Annotated in this window: 14 protein-coding genes and 1 riboswitch; of the genes, 9 read left to right on the top strand and 5 right to left on the bottom strand. The window is 63.0% G+C overall.

Annotation, left to right across the window (positions count from 1 at the left end; all coding sequences use genetic code 11):
- The first annotated feature begins 1 nt into the window (after nucleotide 1).
- A complete protein-coding gene (ugpC, locus tag EOC83_RS10240; RefSeq protein WP_063169811.1) occupies nucleotides 2–1,114 on the top strand; it encodes a sn-glycerol-3-phosphate ABC transporter ATP-binding protein UgpC in 1,113 nt (370 codons plus the stop codon).
- A gap of 79 nt (nucleotides 1,115–1,193) precedes the next feature.
- On the opposite strand, the gene EOC83_RS10235 is transcribed toward ugpC, so the two are convergent.
- The 3 genes from EOC83_RS10235 to EOC83_RS10225 all read right to left on the bottom strand — a co-directional run bounded on the left by EOC83_RS10235 (nucleotide 1,194) and on the right by EOC83_RS10225 (nucleotide 1,986).
- Nucleotides 1,194–1,439, bottom strand: coding sequence for a DUF680 domain-containing protein (locus EOC83_RS10235; protein WP_013528266.1), 246 nt, complete (start codon nucleotides 1,437–1,439; stop codon nucleotides 1,194–1,196).
- Between the two features lie 69 nt (nucleotides 1,440–1,508).
- Nucleotides 1,509–1,709: a DUF680 domain-containing protein gene (locus tag EOC83_RS10230; RefSeq protein ID WP_013528267.1), complete on the bottom strand. Its 201-nt coding sequence runs from the start codon at nucleotides 1,707–1,709 to the stop codon at nucleotides 1,509–1,511.
- Between the two features lie 79 nt (nucleotides 1,710–1,788).
- Nucleotides 1,789–1,986, bottom strand: coding sequence for a DUF680 domain-containing protein (locus EOC83_RS10225; RefSeq protein ID WP_013528268.1), 198 nt, complete (start codon nucleotides 1,984–1,986; stop codon nucleotides 1,789–1,791).
- Nucleotides 1,987–2,497: 511 nt separating this feature from the next.
- A riboswitch (cobalamin riboswitch) is annotated at nucleotides 2,498–2,700 on the top strand.
- Nucleotides 2,701–2,814: 114 nt separating this feature from the next.
- Here EOC83_RS10225 and EOC83_RS10220 point away from each other — a divergent pair.
- The 8 genes from EOC83_RS10220 (at nucleotide 2,815) to EOC83_RS10185 (ending at nucleotide 10,591) form a co-directional block, all read left to right on the top strand.
- Nucleotides 2,815–4,062 carry an aromatic ring-hydroxylating dioxygenase subunit alpha gene (locus EOC83_RS10220; RefSeq protein WP_063169810.1) on the top strand — a complete coding sequence of 416 codons (1,248 nt, stop codon included), beginning with the start codon at nucleotides 2,815–2,817 and terminating at the stop codon, nucleotides 4,060–4,062.
- A gap of 25 nt (nucleotides 4,063–4,087) precedes the next feature.
- A complete protein-coding gene (locus tag EOC83_RS10215) occupies nucleotides 4,088–5,188 on the top strand; it encodes a hybrid-cluster NAD(P)-dependent oxidoreductase (RefSeq protein ID WP_013528270.1) in 1,101 nt (366 codons plus the stop codon).
- A 169-nt stretch (nucleotides 5,189–5,357) separates the two neighbouring features.
- Nucleotides 5,358–5,789 (top strand): PqqD family protein, encoded by a 432-nt coding sequence (locus EOC83_RS10210; protein ID WP_013528271.1) that lies wholly within the window; start codon nucleotides 5,358–5,360, stop codon nucleotides 5,787–5,789.
- A 46-nt stretch (nucleotides 5,790–5,835) separates the two neighbouring features.
- Nucleotides 5,836–6,885 (top strand): hypothetical protein, encoded by a 1,050-nt coding sequence (locus EOC83_RS10205; RefSeq protein ID WP_063169809.1) that lies wholly within the window; start codon nucleotides 5,836–5,838, stop codon nucleotides 6,883–6,885.
- On the top strand, nucleotides 6,882–7,634 hold the full coding sequence (locus tag EOC83_RS10200) for a glycosyltransferase family A protein (RefSeq protein ID WP_063169808.1): 753 nt from the start codon (nucleotides 6,882–6,884) through the stop codon (nucleotides 7,632–7,634). The genes EOC83_RS10205 and EOC83_RS10200 overlap by 4 nt, the downstream gene beginning before the upstream one ends.
- A gap of 55 nt (nucleotides 7,635–7,689) precedes the next feature.
- Nucleotides 7,690–8,442 (top strand): glycosyltransferase family A protein, encoded by a 753-nt coding sequence (locus EOC83_RS10195; RefSeq protein ID WP_063169807.1) that lies wholly within the window; start codon nucleotides 7,690–7,692, stop codon nucleotides 8,440–8,442.
- Nucleotides 8,442–9,119, top strand: a complete 678-nt coding sequence (locus tag EOC83_RS10190; protein ID WP_063169806.1) for a glycosyltransferase family A protein — start codon at nucleotides 8,442–8,444, stop codon at nucleotides 9,117–9,119. The genes EOC83_RS10195 and EOC83_RS10190 overlap by 1 nt, the downstream gene beginning before the upstream one ends.
- On the top strand, nucleotides 9,116–10,591 hold the full coding sequence (locus tag EOC83_RS10185) for a nucleotidyltransferase family protein (protein WP_063169805.1): 1,476 nt from the start codon (nucleotides 9,116–9,118) through the stop codon (nucleotides 10,589–10,591). The genes EOC83_RS10190 and EOC83_RS10185 overlap by 4 nt, the downstream gene beginning before the upstream one ends.
- Nucleotides 10,592–10,631: 40 nt before the next feature.
- Here the strand turns inward: EOC83_RS10185 and EOC83_RS10180 are convergent, their stop codons facing one another.
- Together EOC83_RS10180 and EOC83_RS10175 are read right to left on the bottom strand one after the other, a co-directional pair.
- Complete coding sequence (locus tag EOC83_RS10180) at nucleotides 10,632–11,378, bottom strand: FAD-binding oxidoreductase (protein ID WP_013528277.1); 747 nt, start codon at nucleotides 11,376–11,378, stop codon at nucleotides 10,632–10,634.
- On the bottom strand, nucleotides 11,375–11,986 hold the full coding sequence (locus tag EOC83_RS10175; RefSeq protein WP_063170438.1) for a molybdopterin-dependent oxidoreductase: 612 nt from the start codon (nucleotides 11,984–11,986) through the stop codon (nucleotides 11,375–11,377). Before EOC83_RS10175 ends, EOC83_RS10180 begins: the two co-directional genes overlap by 4 nt.
- Between the last annotated feature and the right edge of the window lie 143 nt (nucleotides 11,987–12,129).

Genomic DNA, 12,129 nt, shown 5'->3' with positions numbered 1-12,129 from the left:
AATGGCCGATGTCACGCTAAGACAAGTGAAGAAGTCCTACGGCAATCTGAACATTCTCCACGGCATCGACCTCGATATTAGGTCGGGCGAGTTCATCGTCTTCGTCGGCCCGTCGGGCTGCGGCAAGTCGACATTGCTGAGGTCGATCGCCGGGCTCGAGGAAATCACCTCCGGCGAACTCAGAATAGCCGGCGAAGTGGTGAACGACGTGCCGCCGTCGAAGCGGGGCATCGCCATGGTGTTCCAGTCCTACGCGCTGTACCCGCACATGACCGTCTACGACAACATGGCGTTCTCGATGAAGATCGGCAAAGAGAACAAGGCCGAGATCGACCGCCGCGTGCGCCAGGCCGCCGAGATCCTGCAGCTGACCAAATATCTCGACCGCCTGCCCAAGGCGATGTCGGGTGGCCAGCGCCAGCGCGTCGCCATCGGCCGCGCCATCGTGCGCAATCCGAAGGTGTTCCTGTTCGACGAGCCGCTTTCGAACCTCGACGCCGCGCTGCGCGTCGCCACCCGCATCGAGATCGCCAAGCTCAAGGAATCGATGCCCAACACGACCATGATCTACGTTACCCACGACCAGGTCGAGGCGATGACGCTGGCCGACCGCATCGTGGTGCTCAAGGACGGCCATATCGAGCAGGTCGGCACGCCGATGGACCTCTACAAGAAGCCCGGCAATCTGTTCGTTGCCCAGTTCATCGGCTCGCCGGCCATGAACATCCTGCCGGCGACCATCGAAAAGACCGGAAACCCGACCGTCGTCAGCCATGTCGGCGGACGCAAGGCGACCGTGCCGATTGCGACGCCGGCTTCGGCAAAGGGCGCTGCGGTGAGCTTTGGCGTGCGGCCGGAGGACCTGATCATCGCCAGCGGCGCGGACTATCTGTTCGAGGGGACGGTCGACTATGTCGAGCAACTCGGCGAGGTGCAGCTTGTCTATGTCGACATCGGCCGCGCCGATCTGCCGCTGGTGACCAAGCTGCCCGGCAATGTCGAGGTCAAGCGCGGCTCGACATTGCGGCTGAGCGCCAATGGCGAGGACCTGCATATCTTCGACGCGGATGGACGTTCTTTCGCGTTGCATGAAGTGGAAGCAAAGGCGGCTTAACCGCAATTACCGTGTCAGGCACAAAAAAGAGCGGCGGGCCGGGCCCGCCGCTCTTTGACTTGGAGATCGACTTCGGTTGTTAGTTGTTGCCGAAGAGGTTGCGGTCGGCACCTTGCGGAGCAGACTTCTGGGTGGTGTCACCCGACGAGTTCAGCAGCTTGTAGACCGGCGAACCGGTGTTGCGTACCGAAGAGGTGCGCGTGCTGTCGACCGAAGTCGTGGCGGCAGGCTGATTGGCACCATTGGAGCCAAAATTGTCGCTGCCGGCGAAGGCACTGCCGGTGATGGCCAGAACGGCGGCGGCAGCAATAAGGATCTTGTTCATTTTAGTCTCCTGAATTCTGGATTTCGCCAGGACGGCAGACACAGCTGCCGTCGGTTGCGAAATTGGTTGTTAGCGACCGAAGAGGTTACGGTCGCTGCCCTGAGCGGGCGTCTGGGCAGCCGGTTCCGAGGTTTTGGTGGAAGCCGTGTACGACTGGTCCACAGCGGCGGCAGGCTGGTTGGGGCCGTTCGAACCGTAGTTGTCGCTGCCCGCGAAAGCGCTGCCGGTGATGGCCAGAACGGCGGCGGCAGCAATGAGGATCTTGTTCATCTTGAATACTCCTGAATGTCTGAATTTCGCCAGGGCGGCGGGCGAGCCCGCCGTCGACCGGGAAACTGGGAATCGGCTGTTAGTTGTTGCCGAAGAGGTTGCGGTCAGCACCCTGGGCAGGCGCCTGAGCAGCCGGTTCCGACTTCTTGGTCGAAGCGGTGTACGAGCTGTCGACAGCAGTGGCTGCCGCGGCGTTGGAACCGTAGTGGTCGCTACCAGCGAAGGCGCTGCCGGAAATGGCCAGAAGGGCTGCGGCAGTGAGAATGATCTTTTTCATTTTTGGTACTCCAGTATCGTCTTTTTTCCGTCCGTCTAGCGGCGTGTCTTGGAAATGAAATCGCGTCGTTCGGACAGCCCCGATGTGGGAGGGCAAGGTCGTCTTTTCCAATCACGAAGTTGTTCCGTGTGGACCATGAATCCACACCTTGAAATTGTGCCAACGGAATCTAGGGATGCATTTTTCTTCTTCATATCAGTGTGTTAGGTGTAGCCACCTGATGGATCACTGACTGTTTCAGAGGCCCAGCGTTCACACCGTCCTGCACGCACCGTCAACAGAAACGAACCGTTCGGTTCGATTTTAGGGCGAACTAATAGTCATTTTTCGAAACCATTAACCTTTTTTGACCCCCCGCGAAGGGTCGGATTCGGGAAGATCGCAGCCGGCAAATGGCCGCCCGGGAGGTGGGATCTCGGCCCGCGACGAGCTGCAGTAGCGTTTCGCATGCCGTGTCGCGCCGCATGGATACGATGTCGTTTTCATGCCGACGGCGCGCCCGCGATCGTGGTTAGATCATACCATCTCAGGTGCCGCTTCGTGACGACGAGGCGGAGAATTGGGAAGCCGGTCAGAATCCGGCGCTGCCCCCGCAACGGTGGTGGAGTTCAAGTCGCAACGGGAGACCACTGGGCAACCGCCTGGGAAGGTGTCGCGATGGTCCGCAAGGACAACTCCAGAGCCCGGAAACCAGCCCGAGATTTTTAGACTCGACTGATCGCGGTGGGCGGTCAAGAGGTGGATAGCGCATGTCCGGCACACAGCCGGCCTGCGCTTCAATCCTTCCTCCGTCACCACCAGTTCAGTCCTTAGGAACGAGGACAGGACATGGATATCCGCAACGACATGCTGAGGCTCCTGAAGGGGCGCCGGCAAGGCTTTTCGCTGGAGCAGCCCTTCTACACCGATCCGGACTACTTCAAGCTCGACATGGAGCTGATCTGGTATCGCGACTGGCTGTTCATCGGCCATGATTGCGAACTGCCGAAGCCGGGCAGCTACATCACCGTGCAGGTCGGCGATTATCCGGTCGTCCTTGTCCGCGACCAGCACGGCAAGATCAACGCCTTCCACAATTCCTGCCGCCATCGCGGCAGCCGCGTGTGCAACACGGAGAAGGGTACCGCGGCAAAGCTCGTCTGCCCGTATCATCAGTGGACCTACGAGCTGGACGGCCGCCTGCTGTTTGCCCGCCAGATGGCCGACGGTTTCGACAAGAGTGATTTCGGCCTGAAGCCGGTCGCCTGCGAGAGCGTCGGCGGCTACATCTTCATCTGCCTGGCCAAGGAACCGGCAGATTTCGCGCCGATGCGGGCGATGATCGAACCCTATCTTTTGCCGCACCGGCTGCGTGAAGCAAAGATCGCCTTCGAGAGCACGATCGTCGAGAAGGGCAACTGGAAGCTGGTCTGGGAAAACAACCGCGAGTGCTACCACTGCGCCGCCAATCATCCCGAGTTGTGCAAGACCTTCCCCGAGGCTCCAACCATAACCGGCGTCCATGGCGCCGACAGCGACCCTGAAATGGTCGCACACTGGGCCAGATGCGAGGCATCAGGCTTGCCGAGCAAATTCCGCATCGATCCGGCAGGGCAGTACCGCGCCACCCGCGCGCCGCTGCTGCGCGATGCCGTCAGCTACACCATGACGGGAAAACGGGCGGTCCAGAAGAACCTGTCCGACAGCGTTTCAACCGACCGCATCGGCTCCTTGCTGCTCTATCACTATCCGACGACCTGGAACCATATCCTCGGCGACCACGCCGTTACCTTCCGCGTGCTGCCGATCAGTGCCACGGAAACCGCAGTGACAACGAAATGGCTCGTCCACAAGGATGCGGTCGAAGGCGTCGACTACGACCTCGCTGAGCTCACCCATGTCTGGACCGAGACCAACGACCAGGACCGCCGCATCGTCGAGGAAAACGCCTTCGGCATCCTGTCGCCGGCCTATGAACCAGGCCCCTATTCGGAGCTGCATGAGGGCGGCGTGATCCAGTTCGTCGAGTGGTACGCGTCGTTCATCGGGCCGCGCCTTGCCGAAGGCGGCCGGCCGGCCCTGCGCAGCGTCGCCTAGCCCAGGGGACAAGAGGATGAATGCGATGACGGACCTTGGCCTCTATCGCCATCTCGACCAGATGACGCCCTGGAACGACAGGCTGCAGGTGCTGGAAGTGATCGGCGTCAGCGACGAAGCGCCTGACGTGAAGACCTTCACCTTCCGCTCCGACAACCAGACCTGGTTCCGCTACAAACCGGGGCAGTTCGTGACTCTGGAACTGCCGACATCGGACGGGCCGCTGATGCGCACCTACACGCTGTCGTCCTCGCCGTCGCGGCCGTTCTCGATCGCGGTGACGGTCAAGGCGCAGGCGGGCAGCACCGGTACGCGCTGGATGTTCGACCATCTGACGCCCGGTTCGCACGTCAAGGCCTATGGGCCGACCGGCGACTTCTCGCTGCACAGCCACCCGGCCGCCAAATACCTGTTCATTTCGGCCGGTTCCGGCGTGACGCCGATGATGTCGATGCTGCGCTGGCTGAACGACTGCGCGCCATGGACCGATGTCGGCTTCGTCAACTGCGCGCGCCGCCCGGAAGAGATCATTTTCCGCAAGGAGCTCGAACTGCTCGGCAGCCGCATGCCTGGGCTGTCGCTCGGCTTCATGATCGAGGAGCGGTCGAGCCGCGAGGGCTGGTTCGGCCATATGGGCCGCATCGACGCGATCCGGCTGCCATTGCTGGCGCCCGATTTCCGCGAGCGCGAGATTTTCTGCTGCGGCCCCGATCCTTTCATGCGCGCCGTGCGCGGCATGCTGGACGCAGCCGGCTTCGACATGGCGAAATACCATCAGGAAAGCTTTGCCGCGCCTGCCGTGGAGGAGATCCCGGCGCCGTTCTCGCCGCCGGCGGAAGACGGCGCCGCTGCCACCGTGGAGGCCGTGACACCGATCCGGTTCTCGCATTCCGATGTCGATGCCGAATGCGTCGCCGGCCAGACCGTGCTGCAGACGGCACGCGCCTCGGGGGTGCGGATTCCCGCCGCCTGCGAGTTCGGCCTGTGCGGCACCTGCAAGGTGAGGAAGGTCGCGGGCGACGTCGAGATGAGCCACAATGGCGGCATCCTCGATCACGAAATCGAAGACGGCTTTATCCTCGCCTGTTGCTCGAAGCCGCTTTCGGCGCTTGAAATCGAGGCGTGACCGGCAGGCACGGTCAGAGGCTGTCCATGCCCGCGCGGCCTGCAGCTGCGCTCGGCCGGGCCTACGCCATCTTGCCAAAAACCCTGCAAATGGTTAGACGCCTGCAACGGTGGGGTTGACCGTAGGGCCCGAAGATCATCTCCGCGGCCTGCTTCGGCGGGGAGCAAACATGCGACAATCCGGCGTATATGCCATTGCCAGCAAGGATATCGTCTTTGAATCCTTCGATGGCGAAGCCGTCGTTCTCGACCTGACCACCGGTAAATATTTCGGCTTCTCTGATTCAGGCAGCAGGCTTTGGGATGCACTGTCGTCCGGCGTGCCTGCCTCCGAACTGGTCGGCGCCGCGACCGGGATTGGCGCCCTCGATGCCGCCGCGATTGACGGCTTTGTTTCACAATTGCTCGAATTCGGTTTGCTGGCGGCCGCAACCGATGGCGTGGCAAGACCGGTTCCCAGCGAATTGCTGGCTCAGCTCGCCGCTGCCGGCGAGCCCCTCAAGGTCGACATCCATGACGACCTTGCCGACCTCATTGTCGTCGATCCCATCCACGAGGTCGAGGAGCCCCTCGGCTGGCCCGCAGTGAAGCAGGCCAACTGAGGCGCGCCAGGCTCTCGTTGCCGGACGGCTCCGGAACAGGCAGACCATGCCGAACGTCACTCTCGAAAACCTGACTGACTACGCACGTCATGTCCTGGCGCAAGCGCAGAGCAGCGCCGCGCATTATCCACTGACCTGCAAGGTGGGTTTGCCGCATCTGGAGTTGACCGCTCATGTGAGTGCCGGCGCGTTGGCGGATGCCTTCGCTCATGGCTTTGTCACGGCTGCGGACAACCGAGCGCCTGCCGACATCTGCCGCATCTTCGTCGCACATCCCGGCATTGACGGCATCGCGGCACCGGCCAGATGGGGCCAAGGACCCTTCACGCAGCATGGCTTCGCCACCAGGCTGGCGGAAGCCGGATTGCGCGGCAACCATTTCCACGACCTGGATTTCTGGCAGTTCTATGATCCGCAACGTCGCGTTGGCGTGCAATTGATGGCCTCGGCCGATGCCTTTCCACCGTGGGAGCCGGGAGCGCCGCTGCGCCCCTTCCTCCATTGGGAATATGCGGCACGTGGCATGCGGCTGGCCCATGCGGGGACGCTCGGCACCAAAGGCAGGGGCGTACTGCTGGCCGGCGCGGGCGGCGCCGGGAAATCCGGGACCGTCGCCGCCGGCCTCCTCCACGGGCTGGACAGCGTCGGCGACGATTATGTGCTGGTCGACCTCTCCAACGGCGTGACTGCCCGCCCGTTGTTTTCAACACTCAAGCAGGATCCCCAGGGATTCGCGCGACTTGGGCTGGATCACCGGCTGCCAGCTCATAGCCCGCTCAACTGGCAAGGCAAATATGCTTTTCACATTCATGACATCGCGCCCCGGCCGGTGCCTGAAACCCTGGACATCGTTGCGCTGCTGGTGCCACATATCGGCGGAGGCGGGGCAAGTTCGATCGTGCCGGTGTCGCGGAGGGATGCCATGATTGCCTTGGCGCCGTCCGGCATAGCGCAGATGCCGGGCGAGCGGGAGAGCGGCTTTCGCTTCTTCAGCGACCTGACCCGCCTGCTGCCATGCTATCGTCTGTCGCTGGGGACGCAGCCACAGGAGATAGCCGGCACGATTGCGGACTTTCTTGTGCGGGGCGCTTCGTGAAACTGAGCGTGATAATGCCCGTCTATAACCGTGAACGCTATGTCGTTTCGGCATTGCGCTCGCTGGTGCGGCAGCGGGACGCCGCCGATCTCGACATCATCGTCATCGACGACGGTTCGACCGACGGCTCTGCTGAGGCCGTACGCTCGATGATGGGCGAAAACCCCTGCATCCGACTCTTCCAGCAATCGAACATGGGCGTGGCCAGGGCGCGCAACGCCGGGCTGCGGCAACTGCCGCCGGATGCGGAGTTCGTGTCATTCCTGGATTCTGACGACATCTCGCTGGCCGGACGGTTCAAGGCCGATCTCGCCCGCTTCGAGGCTACCTCCGGGCTTGAGCTAACCTATTCGCTGATGACGCTGGTCGACCGGATCGACGACGAGAAGCTCGAGCCGGAGGCGGACTGCTGTACCATGACGCTTCGCGGAATTTCGCTGAGCACCGCTCTCTTCAGTCGAACGCTTGTCGATCGCATCGGCCATTTCGACGAGGACTTTGAGCAGTCCGAGGACACGGATTATCTGTTGCGAGTCTTCGAAACCGGTCCGCGCTACGAATTGCCGAACACCGTCGCGATCTACTACCGACGCCACGCCGGAAATGTCACCAAGGAACATAGCGGCAGGGTCCGCAACCACTTGCGTGCAATCCACAAGTCGATGCGGCGGCGCAAGGCCGATCCGTCACGGCGAGAGGTCCAGGGCATCTTCGAATTGAAGAGTCCCGCCGATTGGCGGATGCCATGATGCTCGAGACAATCGGCTCGGATCAGCCAAGCCCGCAACGCTGCTGGAGACGCCGATGAGGCTGAGCGTCATCATGCCGGTCTACAATCGCGAACAATTCGTTGGCCTGGCGCTGCGCTCGTTGCTCAGGCAGCGCGAAGACATCGATCTCGACATCATCGTCATCGACGACGGGTCGACCGATGGCTCGGCAGCCGTCGTACGGTCGTTGATCGACGAGGCCCCATGCATTCGTCTTTTCCAGCAGATCAATGGCGGGGTCACCAAGGCGCGCAATGCCGGGCTGAAGCAGTTGCTGCCGCAGACGCGTCTGGTGTCGTTTCTCGATTCGGACGACATCTCCCCGATAGGCCGCTTCAAGGCGGATCTCGCCTGCTTCGAAGAGGATCCTGGCCTCGAGCTGACCTATTCGCGCATGACGCTGGTCGACAAGATAGATGGCGAGACACTGGAACCGGCCGCCGACAGCCACTCCATCACCGTGCGAGGGATCCACCTGTCCGCCGGGATCTTCGCGCGAGACCTCATCGAGCGCACCGGTGGTTTCGACGAGGATTTCAAACAGGCCGAGGACACCGACTATCTGTTGCGTATCTTTGAGAGCCAGGCAAAATACGTTATGCCCGATACGGTGGCTCTCTATTACAGGCGTCATCCCGGCAACATGACCAAGGAAGCCGATGTGCCCTTTCGCGAGTTCATGCGCGCCATTCACAAGTCGATGAAGCGTCGCAAGGCCGATCCCAGCTTGCGCCGGGTGGAGGGGATCTTCGACTTCAAGGATCTCGCGCAGTGGCGGTTCCTTTGATGGCAGGCTACGGCGTCGTCATTCCGGCTTTCAACGCGGCCGCCACCATAGGCGCTGCCCTGAACTCCGTTCTGGCCCAGACGGCAAAAGCGGAGGCCATCGTCGTGGTCGATGACGGTTCGACCGACGATACGGCCGCGGTGATCGATGCGATGAACCTGCCGGTGACGGTGCTGCGACAGGACAATGCCGGACCCGGCAGCGCAACGACCCGTGGCATTGCGGCACTCTCGACGCCGCTCATCGCGACGCTCGATGCCGACGATTTGTGGCTGCCGGACAAGATCGAACAGCAACTGGCCTATCTCGGCCGTCATCCCGGGACAGCGGGCGTCTTTACGCACTGGCGGACGTTTCGCGGCGACAGCCCCGATTTGCCCGATGCGGCCAGTGGAGCGGGCTGGTCGCGCACGACGATGATGATCCGCCAGGAGGTGGTGCAGAGCGTCGGTCCCATCATCGACCCACCAGGCGGTCGCGGCGAGATGATCGACTGGATCGCCCGGGTTCGTGAGGCAGGCTTTGTACTTGCCATGCTCGACGACGTGCTTGCATTGCGCCGCATCCGTCCGGGCAGCCTTTCCTACGGCCGCGATCCGGCACGCGACCGGGGCTATATCCAGGTCGCAAGGCTCGCCATGCAGCGGCGGGCCCAGAACAAGGCGGGCTCCAGTTGAACGCCAGGCCTGTTCGCCGCATCAGCCGCCGCTTCCCGGACTATGGCTGGTCGTGGCCCACCGGCCAGTTGGACCTGTTGCTGAAGGCGGCGCTGCTCTCCGATGAGGACGCAGCCGCTGCCTGCGCCGCGCGCTGGCTCGACGAGAACGACATCGACCTCGTCTCGTTTCGAGAACATCGTCTGCTCGCCGCCATCTCCGACAGGTTCGGCAGAAAACTGGCCGGGCATACCGCGCACCCGCGCCTCGTCGGCCTGCAGAAGATGCTGTGGACGAAGTCGCGCATGGCGATGCGCGAGGCCGAGCCGACGCTGAAGGCGATGGCCGACGGCGGCGCCGACATCATGCTGATCAAGGGCGCCAGCCGCATTGCCTTGAACGCGTCGGCGCAGCGTGGTCGGGTGGCGCATGACATCGACATACTGGTGCGCCCGCGCGACATGGCTGCCGTCTTCGACATCTTGCGCGACCGCGACTGGCAGATCGCCTCGGGCGTCAGCGCGCAATATCTGCGAACCCGGTTGGCGTCGCTGCGGTCGATGAACTTCTTCAAGGGCCGTTTCGGCGACATCGACCTGCACCAGCTCGGCTATGATGGGTCGCAGACGAGCGCGGAAGACGACCTGGCGATCTGGCAACGGGCGGTCCCGGCACAATTCAGCGGCGTCGCGGTCTTCGTGCCATCGCCGGCCGATCGCATGGCACTGGCCATCGCCCATGGCGGCCTCGACGCCCACACCCACAGCGACTGGCTTGTCGACTGCGCGGTCGCCATCCATGCCGAAGACGTCGATTGGGGGATGTTCCTCGACATCGTCGGAAGACGCGGCCTGGCGGTTCCAGCGGCGGTGGCGTTATCCTATCTGGCGTTCGAGATCGGCATTCCGGTGCCGGAACGGACAATGGCCAGAATCTTCGAGATGGCCGACCGGGCTGGCCTGTCGCGTTGGTCGTCGGTTCTGCAAGCCAAGCCGCGCACGGATTTCGGCGGCCTGGTCTGGCTGTCGCGCGGCCTTGCCAAGCAGTTGCGCCTGAAGCGGAAGAAGGGCCGGTTGCAGCAGGAGCCGCCCGCCAAACCCTGGCGCGGGAGACCGGCCGCGGGCAAGCCGCAAGCCGCATCGGAGCCTCTGGTGTTTTCGCAGGCCATCGCCTGTCCGCAAACGACCGGCGACATGATGCTCGACATCACCGTCAGGATCGGCGTTCCGCCGGTCCGGCGCCGCATCGAAATGGAGATCAATGACGGTGGCGAGCATATCGCTCGCCTGCGTGCCGTGGCTATCAGCCGATCCGGCAGGGAACGCGTGCTGCATTTTCGCGGCAAGGTGACGCTCGACGGCGCGCGAGTTGCCTTGACGCTCGAGGCGCGACCATCGCGACAGTTTCGCGAGTGGAACGACGCGGCCACGGTGGCCGCCTATGGCGCCTTGCCTTTCCAGTTGCTGTCGGCGGGTTTCTTGCCGATCGGCTGAAGGCGAATCCGACGAACCTTTCTCGCAAGGCGGCGTCCGCTCAAACTCCGTAGCGTTCGGTGCGGATGATTTCGGCTGCAACGCCGGCATCGATCAGCGCCTGGGCTGCCGCGGAAACGAAGGCATTGGAGCCGCAGACGAAGGCGAGACCGGGCGGCTCGGGCAGCCGCGCCATGGCTTGCGCCATCATCGCGACGTCCACCCGCCGCGCATAGTCGGCCGGGCGGCGTGCGGCTTCGCGGGTCAGTGTCAGCACCAGCTCGAAGCCGTCCTGACGCTCGTCGAGGGCGATCAGCTCGTCACGAAAGATCACTTCGTCCCAGACCCGGACCGAAAAGACCAGGACGACGGGCACCGCTGAATTCCGTGCGGCGCGGTGGCGGATCATCGACATCAAGGGCACGACGCCCGAACCGCCGCCGACCATCACAAGCGGCCCACTCTCATCCTTCGGCCAGACGAAATGCCCGCCAAGCGGCCCGCGCAGTTCGATTTCGTCGCCAATTGCCGCGACCTCGTGGAAGAAGGGCGAAACCTCGCCATCGTCGAGTTTTTCGATCGCCAGTTCGATTGCGCCATTCGTTTCGGGCGCGGAGGCGATGGAATAGGAGCGGCGCGCCTGATAGCCGTCCGGCGCCGTCAGCCTGACGTCGACATGCTGCCCGGCGCGATAGGCGAAGGGCCGAGACGGCTGAAAAAAGAAGCTGGTGACACGCGGCGTGCGCTTTTCGATGCGGACGATGCCGGCTGTTTGCCAGGGCGACTGCACTGCCGCCGTATCGCTCATGGATCGTTCGTGTAGCGTTGCTCGCGCCATGGGTCGCCATAGATATGGTAGCCGCGCAATTCCCAGAAACCGGGCTCGTCGCGCGAGGTGAATTGCAGGCCGTTCAGCCATTTGGCCGACTTCCAGAAATAGAGATGCGGCACCAGCAGCCTTGCCGGGCCGCCATGATCCGGCGTGATCGGCTTGCCTTCGTAGAGCAGCGCGACCATGGCCTTGCCGGCGGTGAGATCCTTGACCGGCACATTGGTGGTGTAACCGTCGAACGCGTGCGCCAGCGTGAAGCCGGTCGGCGGCTCCACACCCGCGTCGGCAAGGATATCGTCGACCAGCACGCCCTGCCACGGCGTGTCGAACTTGGTCCATGCGGTCACGCAATGGATATCGCGCGTCATCTTGGTCAGCGGCAGCGCGTTGAACTCGGCCCAGTTCCATTTCTTGATCGGCCGTGGCCCATGTTTCAGCGTGAAAAACCAATCCTCGGTGCGCACGCGCGGCGTCGGACCGGCCGACAGCACCGGAAAACCCTGTTCCAGATATTGGCCGGGCGGGATGCGGGCATCGTCATCGGTTGGCGGGCGCCGTCCTGAAGAGAAACCTCGGGTGACCATCGCGGCAATCTCCTGCATCGGGCCGACATCAGCCTGATGCAATGTTCTCGAAGATGTCGTGGCGGGCAACCAAAATCTTGACGGCCGGAGGCCGGAGGGGATCGTCGCCGACGAACCCTGCCGGTCCCGTTCACGTCAAGGCC

The organism is Mesorhizobium sp. Primo-A (assembly GCF_003997175.1).
Classification (GTDB): domain Bacteria; phylum Pseudomonadota; class Alphaproteobacteria; order Rhizobiales; family Rhizobiaceae; genus Mesorhizobium; species Mesorhizobium ciceri.
This window is presented reverse-complemented; position numbering and strand designations above follow the sequence as displayed.

What these genes read in the sequence shown, in the direction of transcription:
- ugpC (WP_063169811.1), top strand. Translation starts at nt 2, where the DNA reads ATGGCCGATGTCACGCTAAGACAAGTGAAGAAGTCCTACGGCAATCTG.
- EOC83_RS10235 (WP_013528266.1), bottom strand. Translation starts at nt 1,439, where the DNA reads ATGAACAAGATCCTTATTGCTGCCGCCGCCGTTCTGGCCATCACCGGC.
- EOC83_RS10195 (WP_063169807.1), top strand. Translation starts at nt 7,690, where the DNA reads ATGAGGCTGAGCGTCATCATGCCGGTCTACAATCGCGAACAATTCGTT.
- EOC83_RS10205 (WP_063169809.1), top strand. Translation starts at nt 5,836, where the DNA reads ATGCCGAACGTCACTCTCGAAAACCTGACTGACTACGCACGTCATGTC.
- EOC83_RS10210 (WP_013528271.1), top strand. Translation starts at nt 5,358, where the DNA reads ATGCGACAATCCGGCGTATATGCCATTGCCAGCAAGGATATCGTCTTT.
- EOC83_RS10225 (WP_013528268.1), bottom strand. Translation starts at nt 1,986, where the DNA reads ATGAAAAAGATCATTCTCACTGCCGCAGCCCTTCTGGCCATTTCCGGC.
- EOC83_RS10190 (WP_063169806.1), top strand. Translation starts at nt 8,442, where the DNA reads ATGGCAGGCTACGGCGTCGTCATTCCGGCTTTCAACGCGGCCGCCACC.
- EOC83_RS10220 (WP_063169810.1), top strand. Translation starts at nt 2,815, where the DNA reads ATGGATATCCGCAACGACATGCTGAGGCTCCTGAAGGGGCGCCGGCAA.
- EOC83_RS10230 (WP_013528267.1), bottom strand. Translation starts at nt 1,709, where the DNA reads ATGAACAAGATCCTCATTGCTGCCGCCGCCGTTCTGGCCATCACCGGC.
- EOC83_RS10215 (WP_013528270.1), top strand. Translation starts at nt 4,088, where the DNA reads ATGACGGACCTTGGCCTCTATCGCCATCTCGACCAGATGACGCCCTGG.
- EOC83_RS10175 (WP_063170438.1), bottom strand. Translation starts at nt 11,986, where the DNA reads ATGGTCACCCGAGGTTTCTCTTCAGGACGGCGCCCGCCAACCGATGAC.
- EOC83_RS10180 (WP_013528277.1), bottom strand. Translation starts at nt 11,378, where the DNA reads ATGAGCGATACGGCGGCAGTGCAGTCGCCCTGGCAAACAGCCGGCATC.